Source organism: Pseudomonas sp. Eth.TT006 (assembly GCF_054456575.1).
Window position 1 is genome coordinate 334,501 of the sequence record NZ_JBTJEN010000001.1, and the last position, 20,857, is coordinate 355,357.

At 61.9% G+C, this 20,857-nt stretch carries 18 protein-coding genes; 12 read left to right on the plus strand and 6 right to left on the minus strand.

Annotated elements, in window-relative coordinates; genetic code table 11:
• Nucleotides 1–99 precede the first annotated feature (99 nt).
• Genes ACXR0M_RS01560 through ACXR0M_RS01570 form a run of 3 tightly spaced genes read left to right on the plus strand, consistent with a single transcriptional unit; the run spans nucleotide 100 to nucleotide 3,778 of the window.
• A complete protein-coding gene (locus tag ACXR0M_RS01560) occupies nucleotides 100–807 on the plus strand; it encodes a fimbria/pilus chaperone family protein (protein ID WP_458829282.1) in 708 nt (235 codons plus the stop codon).
• Nucleotides 807–3,227 (plus strand): fimbria/pilus outer membrane usher protein, encoded by a 2,421-nt coding sequence (locus ACXR0M_RS01565; protein ID WP_458829284.1) that lies wholly within the window; start codon nucleotides 807–809, stop codon nucleotides 3,225–3,227. Before ACXR0M_RS01560 ends, ACXR0M_RS01565 begins: the two co-directional genes overlap by 1 nt.
• A 14-nt stretch (nucleotides 3,228–3,241) precedes the next feature.
• Complete coding sequence (locus ACXR0M_RS01570) at nucleotides 3,242–3,778, plus strand: DUF1120 domain-containing protein (protein WP_458829286.1); 537 nt, start codon at nucleotides 3,242–3,244, stop codon at nucleotides 3,776–3,778.
• Nucleotides 3,779–3,790: 12 nt separating this feature from the next.
• On the opposite strand, the gene ACXR0M_RS01575 is transcribed toward ACXR0M_RS01570, so the two are convergent.
• A complete protein-coding gene (locus ACXR0M_RS01575; RefSeq protein ID WP_458829288.1) occupies nucleotides 3,791–5,218 on the minus strand; it encodes an aminotransferase-like domain-containing protein in 1,428 nt (475 codons plus the stop codon).
• 179 nt (nucleotides 5,219–5,397) lie between these two features.
• On the opposite strand from ACXR0M_RS01575, the gene ACXR0M_RS01580 reads away from it, so the two are divergent.
• Nucleotides 5,398–5,643, plus strand: coding sequence for a DUF1127 domain-containing protein (locus ACXR0M_RS01580; protein ID WP_458829290.1), 246 nt, complete (start codon nucleotides 5,398–5,400; stop codon nucleotides 5,641–5,643).
• A 103-nt stretch (nucleotides 5,644–5,746) separates the two neighbouring features.
• Here ACXR0M_RS01580 and ACXR0M_RS01585 read toward each other — a convergent pair whose 3' ends face one another.
• A complete protein-coding gene (locus ACXR0M_RS01585) occupies nucleotides 5,747–7,057 on the minus strand; it encodes an NAD(P)/FAD-dependent oxidoreductase (protein WP_458829292.1) in 1,311 nt (436 codons plus the stop codon).
• A 145-nt stretch (nucleotides 7,058–7,202) separates the two neighbouring features.
• On the opposite strand from ACXR0M_RS01585, the gene ACXR0M_RS01590 reads away from it, so the two are divergent.
• The gene (locus ACXR0M_RS01590) at nucleotides 7,203–7,556 is read left to right on the plus strand and encodes a YkgJ family cysteine cluster protein (RefSeq protein WP_458829294.1); all 354 of its coding nucleotides are present in this window, start codon (nucleotides 7,203–7,205) and stop codon (nucleotides 7,554–7,556) included.
• Nucleotides 7,557–7,674: 118 nt separating this feature from the next.
• Here ACXR0M_RS01590 and ACXR0M_RS01595 read toward each other — a convergent pair whose 3' ends face one another.
• Nucleotides 7,675–8,163 carry an Lrp/AsnC ligand binding domain-containing protein gene (locus ACXR0M_RS01595; protein ID WP_003177284.1) on the minus strand — a complete coding sequence of 163 codons (489 nt, stop codon included), beginning with the start codon at nucleotides 8,161–8,163 and terminating at the stop codon, nucleotides 7,675–7,677.
• A gap of 155 nt (nucleotides 8,164–8,318) precedes the next feature.
• Here ACXR0M_RS01595 and dadA point away from each other — a divergent pair, with 155 nt between their 5' ends.
• The 6 genes from dadA (at nucleotide 8,319) to ACXR0M_RS01625 (ending at nucleotide 14,637) form a co-directional block, all read left to right on the plus strand.
• Nucleotides 8,319–9,623, plus strand: a complete 1,305-nt coding sequence (dadA, locus tag ACXR0M_RS01600; RefSeq protein WP_458829296.1) for a D-amino acid dehydrogenase — start codon at nucleotides 8,319–8,321, stop codon at nucleotides 9,621–9,623.
• Entirely contained in the window at nucleotides 9,595–9,948 is a 354-nt protein-coding gene (locus tag ACXR0M_RS01605) for a RidA family protein (protein ID WP_458829298.1), read from the plus strand. The genes dadA and ACXR0M_RS01605 overlap by 29 nt, the downstream gene beginning before the upstream one ends.
• Before the next feature lie 95 nt (nucleotides 9,949–10,043).
• Nucleotides 10,044–11,117, plus strand: a complete 1,074-nt coding sequence (alr, locus tag ACXR0M_RS01610; RefSeq protein WP_458829300.1) for an alanine racemase — start codon at nucleotides 10,044–10,046, stop codon at nucleotides 11,115–11,117.
• 88 nt (nucleotides 11,118–11,205) lie between these two features.
• Nucleotides 11,206–11,754: a cupin domain-containing protein gene (locus ACXR0M_RS01615; protein ID WP_007920393.1), complete on the plus strand. Its 549-nt coding sequence runs from the start codon at nucleotides 11,206–11,208 to the stop codon at nucleotides 11,752–11,754.
• Between the two features lie 182 nt (nucleotides 11,755–11,936).
• Nucleotides 11,937–12,353 carry a c-type cytochrome gene (locus ACXR0M_RS01620; RefSeq protein WP_458829842.1) on the plus strand — a complete coding sequence of 139 codons (417 nt, stop codon included), beginning with the start codon at nucleotides 11,937–11,939 and terminating at the stop codon, nucleotides 12,351–12,353.
• A 361-nt stretch (nucleotides 12,354–12,714) separates the two neighbouring features.
• Nucleotides 12,715–14,637 (plus strand): acetyl-CoA hydrolase/transferase C-terminal domain-containing protein, encoded by a 1,923-nt coding sequence (locus ACXR0M_RS01625; protein ID WP_458829302.1) that lies wholly within the window; start codon nucleotides 12,715–12,717, stop codon nucleotides 14,635–14,637.
• A 136-nt stretch (nucleotides 14,638–14,773) separates the two neighbouring features.
• Here the strand turns inward: ACXR0M_RS01625 and ACXR0M_RS01630 are convergent, their stop codons facing one another.
• The gene (locus tag ACXR0M_RS01630) at nucleotides 14,774–15,346 is read right to left on the minus strand and encodes a xanthine phosphoribosyltransferase (RefSeq protein ID WP_007962388.1); all 573 of its coding nucleotides are present in this window, start codon (nucleotides 15,344–15,346) and stop codon (nucleotides 14,774–14,776) included.
• Nucleotides 15,347–15,400: 54 nt separating this feature from the next.
• The gene (rep, locus tag ACXR0M_RS01635) at nucleotides 15,401–17,410 is read right to left on the minus strand and encodes a DNA helicase Rep (RefSeq protein ID WP_458829305.1); all 2,010 of its coding nucleotides are present in this window, start codon (nucleotides 17,408–17,410) and stop codon (nucleotides 15,401–15,403) included.
• Nucleotides 17,411–17,664: 254 nt separating this feature from the next.
• On the opposite strand from rep, the gene ACXR0M_RS01640 reads away from it, so the two are divergent.
• A complete protein-coding gene (locus ACXR0M_RS01640) occupies nucleotides 17,665–19,335 on the plus strand; it encodes a putative bifunctional diguanylate cyclase/phosphodiesterase (RefSeq protein WP_458829307.1) in 1,671 nt (556 codons plus the stop codon).
• Nucleotides 19,336–19,413: 78 nt separating this feature from the next.
• Here ACXR0M_RS01640 and ACXR0M_RS01645 read toward each other — a convergent pair whose 3' ends face one another.
• Complete coding sequence (locus ACXR0M_RS01645; RefSeq protein WP_458829309.1) at nucleotides 19,414–20,814, minus strand: NorM family multidrug efflux MATE transporter; 1,401 nt, start codon at nucleotides 20,812–20,814, stop codon at nucleotides 19,414–19,416.
• Nucleotides 20,815–20,857: the final 43 nt, after the last annotated feature.

A 20,857-nucleotide genomic window follows, 5' to 3' on the forward strand; every position in this document is an offset into this window, starting at 1 on the left:
GCAATCGACAGGCTTCGGCCTGTCACTTCCAATCAACCCAATCGGCTGGCTCGTGGCCTGGCACTGCTGCCGGCTGCGTGTTTGCCTGTGGACGACGTTATGAACGCCTTTGCGCGTAAACTGATCGCCGGCGTGCTGCTGGTGTTGTTATGGCTGCCCGGCCCGATCCGGGCGGCGGGAATGGTTCCCGAAACACCGGTGGTGGTGCTGGACGAAGGCGTCGGTGAGGCGGGGATCAATGTGCTCAACAGCGAGCCGCATCCGGCGCTGCTGCACACGTCTATCGAAGATGTGCCGCAAGACACCGAGTCGCTGTTACTGCTGACACCGCCGGTGACCCGGGTCGAACCCGGTGCTACCCAGCGCGTGCGTTTCATTTTGCGCAGCGCCGAGCCCTTGAAGACCGAGCGTCTCAAACGTGTGGTGTTCGAAGGTATCGCGCCGCAGGATTCGACGGGCAAGGCGCAGGTCAGCCTGAGCGTGCGGCAGAACATTCCGGCAATCCTGCGTCCGGCGAACCTGCCGGTCGACCGCGAACCCTGGAAGCATCTGCTCTGGTCACGCCAGGGCACCCAGGTGCAGGTGCACAATCCGAGTCCCTATGTCGTGCGCCTGGGCCACTCGGTGACATTGCTGCCGGGACAGCGGGAAATGGATCTGGGGCGCACTTACGTCTTGCCCGGTGAAACCCTGACGTTGAGCGGGCAGGATGAGCCGGGCTCTGCGGCGACGCAGGTGCGGCTGTTTCCGGTGACCACCTACGGCTTCGCGATTGCGCATTTTGACGCACCGTTGGTGCTGGACTGATGCACCCGTGGCGCTATGGCGGCCTGTTGCTGATGCTTGCCTGCGGTCATTCAGCGTCCCACGGCGCAGAGCAGGTGCAATTCAATCAGGACGTGCTCAAGTCGCGCGGACTGGACCCGCGTCTGGCCGAGTATTTCAGCCAGGCGCCGCGTTTTCGCGAGGGAGCGCAGACGGTCACGCTGTCGGTCAACGGCGTGCCCAAGGGGCGGCTGCACGTCACGTTCGATGCTGAGGGCGAGTTGTGTTTTGCGCCGTCGTTGCTCGAGCATGGCGGTATCAGAAGTCCTGATCCCATCAAGACTGAACCTGCACCTGAAGCAGGCTGCGAACTGTTCGTCCGGCGTTTCGCGGCTGCCGAGGTGCAAGCTGATCCGGCCCGCCAGCATGTCTCTTTGCTGGTGCCGACGGCCGCTCTGCTGCCCGAAAGTCCGACCCGTCGCAGTTTCGCCAACGGCGGCACGGCAGGGGTATTCAACTACGACGCGTTGCTGCTCGGCAGCCGCTACGCCGGACAGTCCGCGCAGTACCGCAGCCTCAATAGTGAACTGGGCCTGAATGCGGCGGACTGGTCCTTGCGCAGTCGCCAGGCCTACAGTGAATTCGCCGGGCAGGGCCGGGTCGAGCATCTGTATGCCTACGCCTCGCATACCTTCGAACGCTATCGGGCCAACTTGCAATTGGGTCAGTTGAACATGGTGTCGCCGCTGTTTTCCGGCGAGGCCTTCAATGGCTTTCAACTGCAACCGGAACTGGCGCTGATGGAACTGGGCGAGGACAACTCCGGTGCTCGGGTCGAAGGCATTGCCTACTCCGCCGCGCGGATCGAAGTCACGCAGAACGGCGCGCTGATCTACACCACCGTAGTCCCCGGCGGGCCGTTCACCCTGGTCGGGTTGCCGCTGCTCAGTCAGAGTGTGGATCTGCAAGTCACGGTGCACGAAGAGGATGGTCAGCAACGGCGGTTCATTGTGCCGGCCACCCAGTTGCGCGGAGTGATGCCGGGCCGGGCGGGGGGCTATGGGGTGGCGGCCGGGCAGGTACGGCGCTATGCCGGGGACGAGCGAGATGCGCCATCCTTTGTCGCCGCCAGCAAGGACTGGCGACTGGGTTCACGCTGGCAGGCGAGCGCCGGGACGATGCTCGGCAGCGGCTATGAATCGCTGGGCTGGGCGATGCAGGGCGCGCTCGGTGAGCGTCTGGTGCTGAGCGGCCGGCAGGTGCTTTCCCGGGCGCAGGATCAGGCGCTGTCCGGCGCGCAGTGGCAGTGGACGGCCAACGGCCTGCTGAGTGCAGGTCTGTCTGCCAGTCTGGCCCTGACCCAGCAGACTCAGGACTTTCGCACGCTTTCGGACACGACCTGGGACCCGCGCAATGACCAGCCGTTCCAGCGGGCGCGCAACCAGCTGACGGTCAGCCTCAGTAGCAGTAGTCCTGTAATGGGCGGATTGTCGGCCAGCTACTCGCGGTTCTCCATGTTCGACGGGACAGTCAGCTCGCGAGTCGCGCTGGCCTGGTCGCAGGTGATTCGCCGCGCCAGCCTGACGTTGACCCTGGAGCGAGATGTCGCCGGTGACCCGGACGATGCACGAGGTACGGCGGCGTATCTGAGTGTCAGCGTGCCGCTGGGCGCGCGCCAAGGTTTGCGCGGTTATGTGCGCAATGACGAGGTCAGTGGTACTCGCAGCGGCCTGCGTTTCAATGAGCAACTGAATGACACGTTGGCCTACAGCCTCGGCGCCGAGCGCCCGGACCATGGGCGGGTCGGATACAACGGGCGGGTCAATCTGTTGCCCCGTTACAGTCAACTGGACTTGGGCTATTCACGCAGCGGTGCTGGCGATCAGAGTTACGACCTCGGTTTACGCGGAGGGGCGCTGCTCCATGCTGACGGCGTGACCCTGTCGCCGTATCCGTTGCGCGAAACCTTCGCGTTGCTCAAGGCGGGCGACAGCGCCGGGATCAAACTCAATACGCCGCGCGGCCCGGTCTGGACCGACCGGGCAGGTCATGCCGTGGCGGCCAGTCTACCGGCCTACAGCAAGGCCCGGGTGGAGCTCGACACCGCAAGCCTGGGGCGCAATGTCGATGTCCAGAATGCTTATCAGGAAGTTGAAGCCGCACGCGGCGCGGTGCCGCGTCTGGCGTTCGACATCGTCACCACGCGCCGGATGCTGTTGCAGGCGCGCACGGAGGATGAGGTATTTGTGCGCAAGGGTGTTGGTGTGTTCGACGGGCAGGGGCAGTACGTCACCAGTGTGCTGGAGGCCGGGCGGATTTTTCTGTCCGACGTGCAGCCGGGCCTCGAATTGCACGCATTACTGCCTGACGGACAACGCTGTCGTCTGGAGTTCGCCATGGGCGAGGAGCGTGACCTCGACGCGCTGTATGAAACCGCGCAGGCCATCTGCCGGACTGTCTGAACAAGGAATATCTGATGCAAGGATTGAAGGTAATCGCTCTGGGTGGGTTGTTGGCGAGTCTGCTGAGTTGCGCGGTGACGGCGCAGGCCAATCCCGAGTGCAGCGTCAGACTTGGGCCGTCGGCGCTGGATTTCGGCTCGACCACGCGCGGGCAATTGCTGGCGCAGTCGCCGGGTAGCGACTCGCTGAGTTTCGGGATGCGCCGGACCCTGGCCACTGTTCAATGCGCGCGGCCCGGCGCGTTGCGCCTGGAACTGCTCGGTCCGGCGGCCGATGCCGGGCAATACCGCTTCGGTGCCGGTACGCTCAGGGTGCGGGTGCTGGCGGTGCGCGTGGACGGCAAGCTGGTGCAGTGGCTCAGCGAGGGCGAGGGGCCGGACGCTGACCTGTTGCGCCCCGGCGCGTACCTGACCCCGGCGCTGACCGGGGTTGCCATTGAAGGTCAGGGCATGGAGGTCGAACTGGAACTGGAGGCGCGCGTTGCCTCAACGGCAACCCGGGTCAGCGACCTGACCCGATTCGAGAGCAACCTTGGTTTGCGCCTGCGTTAACCCCTGTTGCGGTCAGAGGTTTTCGCTTTCCGCCAATAACCTGATTGCCGTCGCACCGACCTTGCGAACCGCCTCTTCGATCAGCGCTGTCGGTTTGGCCGCGTAGTTCATTCGCAGGCAATTACGGTACTTGCCCGAGGCGGAAAAAATGCTCCCGACGGCAATCTGTACGCCTTGATCGTGCAGTGCACGATTCAGTTTCAGCGTATCGAACCCTTCCGGCAGTTCGACCCAGAGCATAAAGCTGCCCTGTGGACGACTGGCGCGGGTGCCGGCCGGGAAATAACGGGTCACCCAATCGATCATCACGTCGCGATTGCGCTGGTATTGAGAACGCATCCGCCGCAAATGCGGTTCGAAGTGCCCGGACTTGAGAAACTCTGCGATGGCGATCTGCGGTTGCGGTGCGGTAGAGCCAGTGCTGATGTATTTCATGTGCAGCACGCGTTCGAGGTAGCGACCGGGCGCGACCCAGCCGATGCGCAGCCCCGGCGCGAGCGTCTTGGAAAACGAACTGCACAGCAGGACGCGGCCGTCCTCGTCGAAGGATTTGATCGTGCGCGGACGCGGGTAGGTATAGGCCAGTTCGCCATACACATCGTCCTCGATGATCGCCACGTCGAAGCGCTGGGCCAGGTTCAGCAGGGCGCGTTTGCGCGACTCCGGCATGATGTAGCCGAGCGGGTTGTTGCAGTTGGGCGTTAGCTGGATGACCTTGATCGGCCATTGCTCCAGCGCCAGTTCCAGGGCTTCGAGGCTGATGCCGGTCAGCGGGTCGGTGGGAATTTCCAGGGCTTTCATGCCCAGCCCCTTGAGGGTCTGCATGGCGCCGTGAAAGCTCGGCGAATCCACCGCGACGATGTCGCCGGGCTCGCAGATCGCGTGGATGCTGGTGGACAGCGCTTCGTGACAACCGGTGGTGACTACCAGATCGCTGGCGCTCAACTGGCAGCCCGAATCGAGCATCAGCCGGGCGATCTGTTCGCGCAGTTCGAGGGTGCCATGGATATTGTCGTAATACAGACCGGGCATGTCCTGGCGGCGGCTGATACGGGCCAGCCCGCGCAACAGGGGTTTCATCGTCGGTGACGAGATGTCCGGCATGCCGCGACCGAGCTGCACCACGTCCTTGCGCGGCACTGCGCGAATCAGCTCCAGCACCTGATCCCACTGGGAAATCTCCACCGGCCGTTGCGCCGGGCGCCCGACTGCCGGCAGTTCCGGCAACTCGCGGCCTACCGGCACGAAGTACCCGGACTTGGGTTTCGGCGTGGCCAGGCCGCTGTCTTCCAGCATTCGATAGGCCTGCTGCACCGTGCTCAGGCTGACCCCATGTTCTACGCTCAACGCGCGCACTGATGGCAGGCGATCACCAGGACGGTAGAAGCCTTGTTCGATGCGCGTGCCGAGCAGTTCGGCGAGGTTCACATAAAGCGTCATGGCACTGCCTCGATGCAGATGATTCGTTAAACCAGTACAGATGCGGCGTAAATCGACAATTCAGACTCGGAGACAGCAAATCTGTATGGAAATAATACAGATGTGTTGAATCTGTAATGCTTTTGTCGTCCCGCGCATCATGGAATCTCTGGCTACCCAAGTAAACAGGAGCAATGAAAATGAACGGTTTGAGCGATGTGCGGCTGACGTTACACAGTCAGGAACTGGAGGCAGGGCAACAGGACAACGCGCGCAACGGGATCATGCGCAATGCACCGTCCGGTCTGAGTCTCTGGGGCCTGTTCTGGCATCGTCTGCACACGCGCAAGGCGTTGCTGAGCCTGACGCCGGAGCAGCTCAAGGATATCGGGCTGACCCGTGAGCAGGCGCAGGAGGAGGGGTTGAAGCCATTCTGGCGGCTGTAACTTGCATGCATCCCCCTGTAGGAGCTGCCGAAGGCTGCGATCTTTTGATCTTCAAAAACAAAATCAAAAGATCACAGCCTGCGGCAGCTCCTACAGGGGTGGTTCAGAGCAATTCTTTCATCCGATGCCACAACATCCCCAGCGCCAGCAGCGGCGAACGCAGATGCTTGCCGCCCGGGAAGGTGATGTGCGGCACCTTGGCAAACAGGTCGAACCCACCGCTGTGCTGGCCGCTGATCGCTTCGGCCAGCAGCTTGCCCGCCAGGTGCGTGGCATTCACCCCGTGCCCGGAATAGGCCTGGGCGTAATACACGTTCGGCTGATCCTTGAGCCGGCCGATCTGCGGCAAGCGGTTGGCGCCGATGCCGATCATCCCGCCCCATTGATAGTCGATCTTCACCCCGGCCAGTTGCGGAAAGACTTCGAGCATCTTCGGCTGCATGTAAGCGCCGATGTCCTTCGGGTCGCGCCCCGAGTAATGGCAGGCACCGCCGAACAGCAAACGGCGATCCGCCGAGAGCCGGTAGTAATCCAGCGCCACCCGCTGGTCGCAGACCGCCATGTTCTGCGGCAGCAGGTCGTGCGCCTGGGCTTCGCTCAACGGCTCGGTGGCGATGATGTAGCTGCCGGCCGGGAGCACCTTGCCACTGAGTTGTGGGTTGAGGTCATTCAGATAAGCGTTGCAGCCCAGCACCAGCGTCTTGGCGCGCACTGAACCCTGCGCGGTGTGCACGCGAACTTGCGCGCCGTAATCGATGCGCGTGACCGCCGACTGTTCAAACAGTCTGACGCCAAGTTGCTGCGCGGCAGCGGCCTCACCGAGCGCCAGATTGAGCGGGTGCAGATGCCCCGATCCCATGTCGATCAGGCCGCCGACGTAGCGTTTGGAGCCGACCACGCTGTGCATTTCGTTGGCTTGCAGCAGACGGGTTTCGTAGCGATAGCCGAGGCCGCGCAGTTCTTCGGCATCTTCGGCAAAACCTTCGAGATCGGCAGGCTTGTTGGCGAGGTCGCAGTAGCCCCAGGTCAGATCGCACTGGATCTGGAAGCGCTCGATGCGCTGGCGAACGATCTCCACCGCCTCCAGCCCCATGAGTTTCATCTGCCGTACGCCGTCGGCACCGATAACATCGGCGAACTGATCGAGGCCGTGACCGACACCGCGGATCAGCTGCCCGCCGTTACGCCCGCTGGCGCCCCAGCCGATCCGGTGCGCTTCCAGCAACACCACGCTCAGGCCGCGTTCGGCCAGTTCCAGCGCGGTATTGAGCCCGGAAAACCCGCCGCCGACCACGCACACGTCGGCCAGCACTTCGCCTTGCAGCGGCGGATGATCTGGCTGCGGCAGGCTGCTGGCGGCGTAATAGGAGGCAACGTGGGGCTGGCTCGCGAAGGTTCGGGCGCGGGCATTCATGGGCATCGTCCAACGGCTGAGTGTCGAGAAAATTTGACGGAGCATAAGCCGCGTGCCCGAAGCCGGGCAACACTGGTCGGCGGTCGCTGTCTGGATCGGGTCTTTTGCGGCACAATCGCCGCTTATTTCAGGGATTAGTGTTTCGATGAGCTGCAACCGCCAGACAATCCGCGACTTGCGTCAGCAGATCCCGACGTTCGACTGCGTGCCGGGCTGCCATGACTGCTGCGGGCCGGTGACCACCTCGCCGGAAGAAATGTCGCGCCTGCCGCGCAAGACCCGCGCCGAGCAGGATGCGGCGATGGAAGAACTGAACTGTGTGCACCTGGGGCCGAACGGTTGCACGGTGTATGAAGAGCGGCCGCTGATCTGCCGATTGTTCGGCACCACCAAAACCTTGCCATGCCCTAACGAGCGGCGGCCGGTGGAGCTGATTCATCCGCGGGTGGAGAGGCAGATATTCGAGTACATGGCGGCGAATCGGCAGGTGCTGGTCTAACGGGTTCACTCTGAACCCAGTCGACACCTTCGCGAGCAAGCCCGCTCCCACAGGGGAATGCATTCCAAATGTGGGAGCGGGCTTGCTCGCGAAGAGGCCGGGTCAGACAGCGAAAATCTCAGTCTGGAATCGGTAGGCTCAAGCTCTCCTTAACCTCTTCCATCACGATATAACTCTTCGACTCCCGTACATGCGGCAGCTTCAACAGAATGTCGCCCAACAACTTGCGATACGACGCCATCTCGGAAATCCGCGCCTTCACCAGATAGTCGAAATCCCCTGACACCAAGTGACACTCCAGCACGTGCGGCAGTTTCAGCACCGCGCGGCGGAACTCTTCGAAGGTGTCGCCGGATTTGTAATCGAGGCTGATCTCGACGAACACCAGCAGGCTACCCTTCAAGTGCTGCGGATTCAGGCGGGCGTTGTAACCCATGATGATCCCCTCGCGCTCCAGGCGCCGCACCCGCTCGGTGCACGGCGTGGTGGACAGGCCGACCTTCTCGCCGAGTTCGGTAAACGATATCCGCCCGTCTGCCTGCAGGATCCGCAAGATGTTGCGATCGATCTTGTCCAGCTCACGTTTGGTCTGAGTGTTGGTACGCATAGGGGATGCGCCTCCGTGAAAAGGGTTTTTGCCGAGAATTGTCGCCAAATATAGGCGCTTATATAGTGAAATGCACTGGCCAAACTTTTTTACACTGCGCGCATCATTGCTCTAACAACAGACATGCGCGGCCCCGCCGCGATGAGGGATAGAAAATGCGCGTAATGGTCTTGGGTAGCGGCGTCATCGGTACCGCCAGTGCTTACTATCTGGCCCGTGCCGGATTTGAAGTGGTGGTGGTCGACCGGCAGCCAGCCGCTGCCATGGAGACCAGTTTCGCCAACGCCGGCCAGGTGTCGCCGGGTTACGCCTCGCCATGGGCTGCTCCGGGCGTGCCGCTCAAGGCCATCAAGTGGCTGCTACAGCGCCACGCGCCGTTGGCGATCAAAGCCACCGCCGACATCGATCAGTACCTGTGGATGGCGCAGATGCTGCGCAACTGCACCGCCAGCCGTTACGCGGTGAATAAGGAACGCATGGTGCGTCTGTCCGAGTACAGCCGCGACTGCCTCGATGAATTGCGCGCAGAAACCGGCATCGCCTACGAAGGCCGCAGCCTCGGTACCACGCAACTATTCCGCACCCAGGCGCAGCTCGATGGCGCCGCCAAGGACATCGCCGTGCTGAAAGAGTCCGGCGTACCGTTTGAAGTCCTCGACCGCGCCGGCATTGCCCGCGTCGAGCCAGCGCTGGCGGGTGTCACTGACATCCTCGCCGGAGCCCTGCGTCTGCCGAACGACCAGACAGGCGACTGCCAGATGTTCACCACGCGCCTGGCTGAAATGGCGGTGAAGCTCGGCGTGGAATTCCGCTTCGGCCAGGACATCCAGAAACTCGACTACGCTGGCGACCGCATCAACGGCGTGTGGATTGACGGCAAGCTGGAAACCGCCGACCGTTACGTGCTGGCCCTTGGCAGCTACTCGCCGCAACTGCTCAAGCCGCTGGGCATCAAGGCCCCGGTGTATCCGCTCAAGGGTTACTCGCTGACCGTGCCGATCACCAACCCGGACATGGCCCCGACCTCGACCATTCTCGACGAGACCTACAAGGTCGCGATCACCCGTTTCGACAACCGCATCCGCGTTGGCGGCATGGCGGAAATCGCCGGGTTTGATCTGTCGCTGAACCCGCGTCGGCGCGAAACCCTGGAGATGATCGTCAACGACCTTTATCCTCAGGGCGGCAATCTGGCCGAGGCAAGCTTCTGGACCGGTCTGCGTCCGACCACCCCGGACGGAACGCCGATCGTGGGCGCCACGCCGTTCAAGAACCTGTTCCTCAACACCGGTCACGGCACCTTGGGTTGGACCATGGCGTGCGGTTCCGGTCGTTTGCTGGCGGATCTGATGGCAAAGAAAAAGCCGCAGATCAGCGCCGAAGGCCTCGATATTTCCCGTTACGGCAACCAGCCTCAGGAGTCCGCAAAACATGGCAATCCAGCGCCAGCTCACCAATGAGCGCATGAGTCAGATCGTCAGCCACAACGGCACCGTGTACCTCGCCGGACAGGTCGGCGATGACTTCGACGCCGGGATTGAACAGCAGACCCGCGAAGTGCTGGCCAACATCGAGCGGTTGCTCGATCTGGCCGGGACCGACAAACAGCATCTGCTGTCGGCGACGATTTACCTGAACAACATTGAGGCGCACTTCGCCGGGATGAACTCGGTGTGGGACCAGTGGCTGCCCAAAGGCGCCGCCCCGGCCCGCGCCACCGTCGAAGCGAAGATGGCCAAGCCGAGCATCCTGGTCGAGATCTCCATCGTCGCCGCGTTGCCGTAACTCGTTGTAAAGATCCCTCTCCCGGCGCTGTTGGCGATTCACGTCGTCAGTCGGCGCCGGTTTTTCTTCCCATGACCGCCTAGAAGTCTGCCGCCATGCGTCCTGCCCGTGCCCTGATCGACCTGGAAGCCCTGCGCCACAACTATCGAATCGCCCGCGAAGTCACCGGCGCCAAGGCGCTGGCGGTGATCAAGGCGGATGCCTACGGGCATGGCGCGGTGCGTTGCGCGCAGGCGCTGGAAGCTGAGGCCGATGGCTTTGCTGTCGCCTGCATCGAAGAAGCGCTGGAGCTGCGCGCAGCCGGGATCAAGGCTCCGGTGTTGTTGCTCGAAGGCATCTTCGAAGCCGATGAGCTGGCGCTGATTGTCGAGCATGATTTCTGGACCGTGGTGCATTCGCTGTGGCAGCTCGAAGCGATCGAGCAGACCGCCCTGAGCAAACCGATCACCGTGTGGCTGAAGCTTGATTCGGGCATGCACCGGGTCGGTCTGCATCCGAAGGATTACGCCGCGGCCTATCAACGCCTGCTGGCCAGCGGCAAAGTGGCGAAGATCGTGCTGATGAGCCACTTCGCCCGCGCCGATGAACTGCACGAGCAAAGCAGCGCCGATCAGGTTGCGGTGTTCGAAGCGGCACGTCAGGGCCTGGCTGCCGAAGTCAGTCTGCGCAACTCGCCGGCCGTGCTCGGTTGGCCGCAGATTCCCAGCGACTGGGTGCGCCCGGGCATCATGCTGTATGGCGCGACCCCGTTCGAAGAAGCCAACGCCGTGGCCGAGCGCTTGCAACCGGTGATGACCCTCGAATCGAAAGTCATCTGCGTGCGCGAGCTGCCCGCCGGTGAGCCGATCGGCTACGGCGCCAAATTCATTACCGACAAGCCGATGCGCATCGGCGTAGTCGCCATGGGGTATGCCGATGGCTACCCGCGTCAGGCCCCGACCGGCACGCCGGTGCTGGTGGCTGGCAAGCGCAGCCGGATTCTCGGTCGCGTGTCGATGGACATGCTCTGCATCGATCTCACCGATGTACCGCAAGCGGACCTCGGTTCGACCGTCGAGCTGTGGGGTAAAAACGTCCTCGCCAGCGAAGTGGCGCAGTGGGCGGATACCATTCCGTACCAGATCTTCTGCAACCTGCGCCGGGTGCCAAGGCTCTATTCCGAGGCTTGATGCCACGGCGGGGGCCAAGTGTTGTAAATACTGAACGCTGTCGCCATGATAACGCTCAATATTCTTACAACATCAGGAGGCTCCCGCCTTGGACGTCGGTGAACGACTGCAATCGATCCGCAAGCTCAAAGGGCTTTCCCAGCGTGAACTCGCCAAACGCGCGGGCGTCACCAACAGCACCATTTCGATGATCGAAAAGAACAGCGTCAGTCCTTCGATCAGCTCGCTGAGGAAGGTGCTGGGCGGGATTCCCATGTCGATGGTCGAGTTCTTTTCCGAAGAAATCCTGCAGGAAGTCCCGACCCAGATCGTCTACAAGGCCAACGAGCTGATCGACATTTCCGACGGCGCCGTGACCATGAAACTGGTCGGCCGCGCGCACCCGAGCCGGGCCATCGCCTTCCTCAATGAAATCTACCCGCCGGGCGCCGATACCGGCGAAGAAATGCTCACCCATGAAGGCGAGGAAACCGGGATTCTGGTGGAAGGTCGTCTGGAACTGGTGGTGGGTCTGGAAACTTTTATCCTCGAAGCCGGCGACAGCTACTATTTTGAAAGTACCAAGCCGCACCGTTTCCGTAATCCGTTCGACGCGCCTGCGCGACTAATCAGCGCAGCCACGCCGGCGAATTTTTAAACACAGAGGCGCCAGGCCATGACGGCGAAGGCGTCCGCAAAGTTTTTCCAGCGAGCGGTATAACCCCTTCGACTATGGGGTTGTTTCAGTGTGGCGGGCTACCCGCTATACTTGCGCCCGCCTGCGAACCGTGGCCGCAGGCGTGAATAGCCACCATTGAGGGTGAACGCGTGAACCTAATTATGAAAATGCTGGCTGCACCAGCAACCGTACTGGCCCTCTGGGCTGTCAGCGCTCAAGCTGCGACGAATGACGACATTGCCAAGCGCCTCGAGCCGGTCGGCCAGGTGTGTGTACAGGGGCAGGAATGCAAAGGCATGGAGGTCGCGGCCTCCGCTGGCGGCGGTGGTGGGGCGAAAACGCCTGATGAAGTGATTGCAAAACATTGCGGCGCTTGCCACACCACGGGTTTGTTGGGCGCACCGAAAATTGGTGACACCGCAGCGTGGAAAGAGCGCGCCGATCATCAGGGCGGCCTCGATGGCATCCTGGCCAAAGCCATCACCGGCATCAACTCGATGCCGCCAAAAGGCACCTGCGCCGATTGCTCGGATGACGAGTTGAAGGGCGCGATCCAGAAGATGTCCGGCCTGAAATAAGCTGCGCTTGCGACGAAAAAAACCGTCTTCGGACGGTTTTTTTGTGCCTGCAATTCAAGAGCCCTCACCCCAGCCCTCTCCCGGAGGGAGAGGGGGCCGACCGAGGTATCTGGCGTTATACATCGACCTGAAAGATCGGGGCGATTATGGATTCAGCACCGTTCATTCACGTCGGCGTACCTCTCGAATATCCCCCATTCAGTCCCCTCTCCCTTCGGGAGAGGGCTAGGGTGAGGGCAGCAATTCCAAGCCGTAAACAAATCCGGAATCAAACGCCAATCCAACCCCCAAGCTGTTCATTGCAGCAAACTCAAGGCAATCTCGGTCTACCTCTATTCACGGGACGGGCAGGAGGCTTCAGATGGTGCAGTTGTGTTCGATCGAACAGGCAGTGGACGAGGTGCTTGCACGCCTGCCGGCGCATATCCACATGGGCTTGCCGCTGGGGCTGGGCAAGCCCAATCACTTCGTCAACGCGCTGTACCGGCGTATCAAAGACCTGCCCGAGCGAAACCTGACGATCTACACCGCGCTGTGCCTTGGCCGTCCGAACCTGGGCGATGGTTTGCAGAAGCGCTTCATCGAACCCTTCGTCGAACGCGTATTCGGTGACTATCCGGAATTCGAATTCCTCGCCGACCTGCAGCGTGACAGCCTGCCCGCCAACATCCGTATCGAACAGTTTTTCATGCAGCCCGGCAGCCTGCTCAACAGCGCGCCGGCCCAGCAGGATTACGTCAGCAGCAACTACAGCCACGCCGCCCGCGATATCAACGCCGCCGGTCTCAATCTGGTGGCGCAGTTGCTCGCCAGCAGCAGCGAACATCCTGACCGCCTGAGCCTGAGCTGCAACCCGGACATCACCCTCGACCTGCTGCCGATGATCGCCAAGCGCCGCGAGGCGGGGGAGACCATTCTGCTGCTCGGCCAGGTGCACACCGATCTGCCGTACATGCCCGGCGATGCCGAAGTCGATATCGACACGTTCGACCTGCTGATCGACGCGAAAGACAGCAGCACGCTGTTTTCCACGCCGAACATGCCGGTGGGCTTTCAGGATCACTTCATCGGTCTGCACGCCAGCACCCTGGTGCGTGACGGCGGCACCTTGCAGATCGGTATCGGCTCGATGGGCGATGCGCTGACCGCCGCACTGCTGGCGCGGCAAGCGGACAACGCCGGTTATCAGGCCGTGCTCAACGATCTCAACCTCAGCCAGTGGGCGCAGTTGATCGAACGCGAGGGCGGGACCGCGCCGTTCGCCAAAGGTCTGTATGGCTGCAGTGAAATGTTCGTCAATGGTCTGTTGGTGCTGGCCGACGCCGGGATCATTCGGCGCAAGGTTTACCCCGACGTGCAGACGCAGGAGCAGGCCAACGCCGGCACCCTCGATGAAGCGGCGCAACCCGATGGCATCTCGGTGCACGGCGGCTTCTTCCTCGGCCCGCGCAGTTTCTACGAGCGCCTGCGTGAGTTACCGCTGAGCAAACGCCTCGAATTCAACATGACCCGCATCAGCTACATCAACGAGTTGTACGGGCAGGAGGAGTTGAAGCGTTTGCAGCGAACCGATGCGCGGTTCATCAACACCGTGTTCAACATGACGCTGATGGGCGCGGGGGTGGCCGATCAACTGCAAGACGGGCGGGTGCTCAGTGGCGTCGGCGGGCAGTACAACTTCGTTGCTCAGGGCCATGCGCTGCACGATGCACGCTCGATTCTGATTCTGCGCAGCTGGCGCGAATCCGGCGGCGAGGTCAGTTCGAATATCGTCTGGGAATACGGCCACTGCACGATTCCACGGCACCTGCGGGACATCGTGGTCACCGAATACGGCATCGCCGATCTGCGCGGAAAGTCCGATGCGGTGGTGATTGAGGCGCTGCTGAACATCAGCGATTCACGCTTCCAGCCGGGGCTGATCGAGCAGGCGCAAAAGGTCGGCAAACTGCCGAAGGATTTCCGCCTCGACCCACGTTTTGCCGAGAACACGCCACAACGCTTGCAGGCGATTGCCGCCCGCCATCCGAACCTGTTTCCGGAGTATCCGCTGGGCTGTGATTTCACCGTGATCGAACGCGATTTGTTGCGCGCGCTGAACTGGCTGAAGAGCAAGTTCAAGCTGACCGAGATTCTTGAGTTGGGCAAGGCGGCGCTGGATGCACCGGAGGCTGCGTTGTATCCCGAGCATTTGCAGCGAATGCAGCTCACGAACCCGGAGGGTTTGAAGGAAGACCTGTTCCAGCGGCTGTTGCTGACAGGCTTAAAGGCTACTCAGCCATAACGACCGACACATAACCTGTGGGAGCTGGCTTGCCAGCGATGAGGTCCTTTCAGCCAACATTGATGTTGGTAGATACACCGCCATCGCTGGCAAGCCAGCTCCCACAGGTATTGCGGTGTGCTTGCGGCTTCAGCCGTTACTCGATGAAGGTGACGACGCCATCCTTCAGCGATTTCACGCGAGCCAGCGATTCCACGCGATAACCCTGCGAATCCAGTTCGGCGCGGCCGCCCTGGAACGATTTCTCGATCACGATGCCCAGACCGGCCACGGTGGCGCCGGCCTGTTTGATGATCGAGATCAGCGCCTGCGAGGCCTTACCGTTGGCCAGGAAGTCGTCGATGATCAGCACGCGGTCGCTGCTGGTCAGGTGGCGCGGGGAGATGGCCACGGTGCTTTCGGTCTTCTTGGTGAACGAGTAAACGGTCGCCGACAGCAGGTTTTCGGTCAGGGTCAGCGACTGTTGCTTACGGGCGAAGATCACTGGCACGCCGAGGTTCAGCCCGGTCATGATTGCCGGGGCGATGCCCGAGGCTTCGATGGTGACGATCTTGGTGATCCCCGAATCCTTGAACAGCGTGGCGAATTCGTCGCCGATCAGCTTCATCAGGGCCGGGTCGATCTGGTGGTTCAGGAAGGCGTCGACCTTCAGGACCTGGTCGGAAAGCACGATGCCTTGTTCGCGGATTTTCTGCTGCAATGCTTCCATGAAGCTGTCCTCGTTCAGCGCTTGTGCGCCCTAAGCTTTAAAAAGTGGTCAATTCTAGCGCTTTAACATCGCGCGTATATCAGCCAATGCGCTGTTGCCGCGCACGGCTTTGACTTCGATCGGTGTGTCGTCGTTGCCTTCCCACGCCAAATCGTCCGGCGGCAGCTCATCAAGGAAGCGGCTGGGCGCGCAATCGATGATCTCGCCGTACTGTTTGCGTTTTGCAGCGAAGGTGAAGGCCAGGGTCTGCCGCGCGCGGGTGATGCCCACGTAGGCCAGGCGGCGTTCCTCTTCGATGGTGTCGGCTTCGATACTTGAGCGGTGCGGGAGAATTTCCTCTTCCATGCCCATGATGAACACGTAAGGGAATTCCAAACCCTTGGACGCATGCAGGGTCATCATCTGCACGCCTTCGGCGCCGTCCTCTTCTTCCTGCTGACGCTCGAGCATGTCGCGCAGCACCAGTTTGCCGATGGCGTCTTCGACGGTCATCTCGCCGTCTTCGTCTTTTTCCAGGGTGTTCTTCAAGGCTTCGATGAGGAACCAGACGTTGCTCATCCGGTAGTCCGCGGCCTTGTCGCTGGAGCTGTTGGTGCGTAGCCAGTTCTCGTAGTCGATGTCCATGACCATGCTGCGCAGTGCCGAGATCGGGTCTTCGCCGGCGCACTGCTCGCGGACCTTGTCCATGAAACGCTTGAAGCGCGCCAGACGGTCGGTGAAGCGGCTGTCCAGATGTTCGCCGAGGCCGATTTCGTCGGTGGCGGCGTACATCGAGATTTTGCGCTCGGTGGCGTAGTTGCCGAGTTTTTCCAGAGTCGTCGAGCCGATTTCCCGGCGCGGCACGTTGATCACCCGCAGGAAGGCGTTGTCGTCGTCCGGGTTTACGATCAGGCGGAAGTAGGCCATCAGGTCCTTCACTTCCTGGCGGCCGAAGAAGCTGTTGCCGCCGCTCAGGCGGTACGGCACCTGGTGGTGCTGCAGCTTCAGTTCGATCAACTTGGCCTGATAGTTACCGCGATAGAGAATCGCGAAATCGCTGTAGGGGCGGTCGGTGCGCAAGTGCAGACTGAGGATTTCCATGGCCACGCGCTCGGCTTCGGCGTCCTCGTTGCGGCAGCGGATCACGCGGATCTCGTCCCCGTGGCCCATCTCACTCCACAGCTGCTTTTCGAATTCGTGCGGGTTGTTCGAAATCAGCACGTTGGCGCAGCGCAGGATGCGGCTGGTAGAGCGGTAGTTCTGCTCCAGCATCACCACTTTCAACGACGGATAGTCGTCCTTGAGCAGCATCAGGTTTTCCGGGCGCGCGCCGCGCCAGGCGTAGATCGACTGGTCGTCATCGCCGACCACAGTGAACTGGTTGCGCTTGCCGATCAGCATTTTCACCAGCAGGTACTGGCTGGCGTTGGTGTCCTGGTATTCGTCGACCAGCAGGTAACGCACCTTGTTCTGCCACTTTTCGAGAATGTCGGCGTGCTCTTCGAAGAGCTTGACCGGCAGCAGGATCAGGTCGTCGAAGTCCACCGCGTTGAACGCCTTGAGCGTGCGCTGGTAGTGGGTGTAGACGATGGCGGCGGTCTGTTCCTTGGGATTGCGCGCGTTCTCCAGTGCCTGCGGCGGCAGGATCAGGTCGTTTTTCCAGGCGCCGATCATGTTCTTGATCTCGTCGACACCGTCGTCGCCCGCGTATTCCTTCTGCATGATGTCGGTCATCAGCGCCTTGACGTCGGTCTCGTCAAAGATCGAGAAACCGGGCTTGTAGCCCAGCCGCACGTGCTCCTTGCGGATGATGTTCAGACCGAGGTTGTGGAAGGTGCAGACCGTCAGGCCGCGCCCTTCGCCGGCGCGCAGCAGGGTGCCGACCCGCTCCTTCATCTCGCGCGCGGCCTTGTTGGTAAAGGTCATGGCGACGATGTACTGGGCGCGGATGCCGCAGTTCTGGATCAGGTGCGCGATCTTGCGGGTGATCACGCTGGTCTTGCCGGAGCCAGCGCCGGCGAGCACCAATAGAGGGCCGCCGACGTAGTTCACGGCTTCTTGCTGCCGGGGATTGAGTCGGGACATACGAAAATTCGGGAGTCGTTGACGAAATGGGCCGGCATTTTAACAGGCTCAGCGAATTGTGCTGCTCTGTCCGACTTGTGACGCACCACGCGATTCAAATTTGCCGGTTTTGTTACTTTCGCGGAGGATGTACGGTGATTTTGCGGCTAATGTTCTCATTCGCGACACAAAATAACGTTCTGATAACCGTTGTCATTGAACATCGCGACGGCATAATGCCCCGCCCACATCTTTGCAGAGTCTAGGGAGCTAGCTTGTCTACGCCTGTCGAACCCTTGCGTTTGCTGCTACTGGCCGAAGCGCCAGCGTGGACAGCGTTATTGCGCGAGTGTCTGGCTCCGCTGGGGAGCACGGTGGTGCTGATCAGCGCACCGAGCTGGGAGTCGGTCAGCAGTCTGTTCGAAGACAATCGCCATGCGGTGTTGTTGACCGTCCCCGCGTTGCAGCCGGCCCCGGGCCGTTGCAGCTTGCCGACAGTGCTGTTGCTGGAGCACGAACCGATCACTGCACCGGTTGGCGTCAGCGACTGGCTGGCGTTCGACGCTCTCGACGCCGGCATGCTGCGCCGTTGCCTGCGCCATGTGCGTGAGCGCGGCGTGCTGGAAAACACCCTGCAACGCCTCGCCGAACAGGATCCGCTGACCGGTATCGCCAATCGCCAGGGGTTCCAGACTTTGCTCGCGGCGCGCCTGGCGGAAGGCGACGGCCGCGGCCTGGCGCTCGGCCATCTTGATCTCGACAATTTCCGCCACGCCAATGATGCCCTGGGGCATCAGGCGGGCGACCGGCTGATCCTGCAAGTCGTCGCCCGACTGAAAAGCCAACTGGAGGCCGGTGATCAACTGGCCCGCCTGGGCAGCGATGAATTTGCCCTGCTGATTGACACCCGCCGTGCGCCGCAACGCGCCGAGTGGATGGCTGAACGCATTACCGAGGCGCTGTCCGAACCGTACTGGGTCGATGGCGAAAGCCTGTTGATCGGCTCCAGCCTCGGCATCGCCCATGCCCGCGCCCAGGGTGGCGCCGACCCGCTGATGTGGCACGCGCACATCGCCATGCAGCAGGCCAAGAGCACCCAGGGCTGCACCTTTCATATCTTCAATGAACGCATCAACCGCAACGCGCGGAGCATGGCTGATCTCGAAAGCGAGCTGCGCCGGGCCTTGCGCCGCGATGAGCTGGAACTGCATTACCAGCCACGGCTGAATCTTGAGGACGGCCAGATCGTCGGCCTCGAAGCCCTGGTGCGCTGGCGTCATGGTGAACGTGGTTTGCTGCCACCGAGCGAGTTTGTACCGCTGGCCGAGCAGAGTGGTTTGATCGTGCCGCTGGGTTACTGGGTGATTTCCCGGGCCCTGCGTGACATGCAGGCCTTGCGCGAACGTGGGCTGCCGGCGCTGCACATGGCGATCAACCTGTCGTTCCGTCAGTTTCAGGACAGTCAGTTGTTGCCGACCCTGAGCCGCTTGATCGCCGAGCGTGGCGTTGAAGCGCAATGGCTGGAATTCGAACTGACTGAAACCGCAGTGATGCGCCGCAGCGATCTGGTCAAACAGACCATGGACGCCCTCGGCCGCCTCGGGGTGCGCTTCTCCTTGGACGACTTCGGTACTGGCTTCTCGTCGTTCGTGCACCTCAACAGCCTGCCGATCACTTTGTTGAAGATCGACAAGAGCTTCGTGGGTGGCATGGAACAGCGCGAGGAAAACCGCAAACTGGTGCACGCGATGATCAACCTCGCGCACAACTTGCATCTGGAAGTGGTGGCGGAAGGGGTCGAGACGCCGGAGCAACTGGAGTTGTTGCGCGGGTTTGGCTGCGATCAGGTGCAGGGCTATCTGATCAGCCGACCGTTGCCGTTGGCGGAGTTGGTGGAGTACCTGACATTCGGTGCCAGCCAGCAAACTGTGCTTGAGGTCATTTAAAAGATCGCAGCCTGCGGCAGCTCCTACATTGGAATGCGTTCCCCTGTAGGAGCTGCCGCAGGCTGCGATCTTTTGCTTTTAATCCGCGCGTACGGCCTCGAACCCTTGCGAAACCGGCTCCTGGCGAATCATCCGCTTCATCTTCCACTCAAACGCCAGCGTCAGACTCACCGCCGCGCACGCCAGGCCCAGCGCCAGCCCCCACCACACGCCGGTCGGGCCCCAATCGAGATGGAACGCCATCCACCACGCCGCCGGGGCGCCGATCAGCCAATAGCAACCGAGGCCGACCAGGAACGTGGTCTTCGCATCCTTGAGTCCGCGAATGCAGCCCATGGCGATGGTCTGGGTACCGTCGAACAGCTCGAACCACGCTGCCACTGCCAGCAGACTCACGGCCAGTCGAATCACCTCGGCAAACGCCGGATCCTGCTGATCGAGGAACAACCCGACCAGCTGATTCGGCAACAGCCAGAACACCATGGCGAAACCGAGCATCACCACCGCGCCAAAGACGATCCCGACCCGCCCGGACATCCGCGCATCGCTCAGTTGCCCGGCGCCGTAATGCTGGCCGACGCGCATGGTGATCGCATAGGACATGCCCGCCGGCACCATGAACGCCACCGAAACGATCTGCAGGGCGATCTGGTGGGCGCCCAGTTGCGTGCTGCCCATGGTGCCCATGCACAGCGCGGCGAAGGCGAACAACCCGACTTCCACGGCGTAGGTGCCGCCGATGGGCAGGCCGAGACGCCACAGCTCCTTGAGGTATTGGCGATTCGGCCGCGACAGGCCGGAACGCAGCGGGTAAGCGTCGTAGGCCGGACGCCGACGAATGTGCCAGGCGAGGGCCAGCGCCATGCAGTTGGCGACAATCGCGGTGACCAGGCCAATGCCGGTCAGCCCGAGTTTCGGCAGGCCGAACATGCCGGTGATCAGTGCGTAGTTGAGCAGGAAGTTGGCCACGGTGCCGCCGAGGCTGATGACCATCACCGGGGTTGCCCGGCCGATCGCACTGGTGAAGCCGCGCAGGGCCATGAAGCTCAGGTAGCCGGGCAGGGCGAAGGGCAGGGCGATCAAAAATTGCCCGGCGGCGTTGACGTTGGTTGCGGTCTGGCCGAACAGCAGCAACACCGGTTTCAGATTCCACAACAGCAGCCCGGCGCCCAGCGCCATCAGCCACGCCAGCCACAGCCCGGCCTGGGTCAGGCGCGCCGCGCCGATGATGTCTCCAGCGCCCTGGCGGATCGCCACCAGCGTGCCGACCGCCGCGATCACGCCGATGCAGAAGATCGACACGAACGAATAACTCGCTGCGCCCAATCCGCCGCCGGCCAGCGCTTCAGGGCTCAAGCGCGCCATCATCAAGGTGTCGGTCAGCACCATCAACATGTGCGCCAACTGCGAGGCAATCAACGGCCCGGCCAGCCGCAGGATGGCCCAGAGTTCGGTACGCACAGGTTGCTGCATGGTCATCACCACTCATTCAAAGAGGGAACAGGGAGCCGACGATTCTCGG

Coding starts and splice junctions, on each gene's coding strand:
- ACXR0M_RS01560 (WP_458829282.1), top strand. CDS start 100: ATGAACGCCTTTGCGCGTAAACTGATCGCCGGCGTGCTGCTGGTGTTG.
- ACXR0M_RS01565 (WP_458829284.1), top strand. CDS start 807: ATGCACCCGTGGCGCTATGGCGGCCTGTTGCTGATGCTTGCCTGCGGT.
- ACXR0M_RS01570 (WP_458829286.1), top strand. CDS start 3,242: ATGCAAGGATTGAAGGTAATCGCTCTGGGTGGGTTGTTGGCGAGTCTG.
- ACXR0M_RS01575 (WP_458829288.1), bottom strand. CDS start 5,218: ATGACGCTTTATGTGAACCTCGCCGAACTGCTCGGCACGCGCATCGAA.
- ACXR0M_RS01580 (WP_458829290.1), top strand. CDS start 5,398: ATGAACGGTTTGAGCGATGTGCGGCTGACGTTACACAGTCAGGAACTG.
- ACXR0M_RS01585 (WP_458829292.1), bottom strand. CDS start 7,057: ATGAATGCCCGCGCCCGAACCTTCGCGAGCCAGCCCCACGTTGCCTCC.
- ACXR0M_RS01590 (WP_458829294.1), top strand. CDS start 7,203: ATGAGCTGCAACCGCCAGACAATCCGCGACTTGCGTCAGCAGATCCCG.
- ACXR0M_RS01595 (WP_003177284.1), bottom strand. CDS start 8,163: ATGCGTACCAACACTCAGACCAAACGTGAGCTGGACAAGATCGATCGC.
- dadA (WP_458829296.1), top strand. CDS start 8,319: ATGCGCGTAATGGTCTTGGGTAGCGGCGTCATCGGTACCGCCAGTGCT.
- ACXR0M_RS01605 (WP_458829298.1), top strand. CDS start 9,595: ATGGCAATCCAGCGCCAGCTCACCAATGAGCGCATGAGTCAGATCGTC.
- alr (WP_458829300.1), top strand. CDS start 10,044: ATGCGTCCTGCCCGTGCCCTGATCGACCTGGAAGCCCTGCGCCACAAC.
- ACXR0M_RS01620 (WP_458829842.1), top strand. CDS start 11,937: ATGAAAATGCTGGCTGCACCAGCAACCGTACTGGCCCTCTGGGCTGTC.
- ACXR0M_RS01625 (WP_458829302.1), top strand. CDS start 12,715: ATGGTGCAGTTGTGTTCGATCGAACAGGCAGTGGACGAGGTGCTTGCA.
- ACXR0M_RS01630 (WP_007962388.1), bottom strand. CDS start 15,346: ATGGAAGCATTGCAGCAGAAAATCCGCGAACAAGGCATCGTGCTTTCC.
- rep (WP_458829305.1), bottom strand. CDS start 17,410: ATGTCCCGACTCAATCCCCGGCAGCAAGAAGCCGTGAACTACGTCGGC.
- ACXR0M_RS01645 (WP_458829309.1), bottom strand. CDS start 20,814: ATGACCATGCAGCAACCTGTGCGTACCGAACTCTGGGCCATCCTGCGG.